1 protein-coding gene is annotated in these 719 nt (G+C 68.6%); it reads left to right on the top strand.

Annotated features, from left to right (window positions below; all coding sequences use genetic code 11):
* Window positions 1-153 precede the first annotated feature (153 nt).
* A partial coding sequence (locus tag FUT87_RS21405; protein ID WP_310735283.1) for a uroporphyrinogen decarboxylase family protein occupies window positions 154-719 on the top strand: 566 nt, incomplete at its 3' end.

Raw genomic sequence — 719 nt, 5'->3', positions numbered from 1 at the left:
GACGATCAGCGTGGCGGCGGCCGCGGCGCGCGCGGCGGCAAGCAAACGGGACGGGGTCGATGTCATTCGCGTAACCTCCTTGTGCGCACCGGCATATCGTGTGCCAGCCGCGGGAATTCAAGAGCAGGGAGCCCCGAGGATAATCGCCCTCCCATGAGCGCCCCCCTTCAGAACGACGTCTTCCTGCGCGCCTGCCTGCGCCAGCCCACCGAATACACCCCCGTCTGGCTGATGCGCCAGGCCGGCCGCTATCTGCCTGAATATCGCGACACCCGCGCCAAAGCCGGCAGCTTCATGGGCCTGGCCACCAACACGGACTACGCGACCGAGGTCACGCTGCAGCCGCTGGAGCGTTACCCGCTCGACGCGGCCATCCTCTTCAGCGACATCCTGACCGTGCCGGACGCGATGGGCCTGGGCCTGTCGTTCGCGCAGGGCGAGGGCCCCAAGTTCGAGAAGGTCGTGCGCGACGAGGCGGCGGTGAACGCGCTGGCCGTGCCCGACATGGACAAGCTGCGCTACGTCTTCGACGCGGTGAGCTCGATCCGCCGCGCGCTGAACGGCCGCGTGCCGCTGATCGGCTTCTCCGGCAGCCCGTGGACGCTGGCCTGCTACATGGTGGAGGGCGGCGGCTCCGACGACTATCGCCACGTCAAGAGCCTGATGTACGCGCGCCCGGACCTGATGCACCGCATCCTGTCCATCAACGCCGACGCGGT

This window comes from Mitsuaria sp. TWR114 (assembly GCF_007997345.1).
The sequence above is the reverse complement of the archived record's forward strand: the minus strand, read 5'-3'. Positions and strand labels throughout refer to the sequence as shown.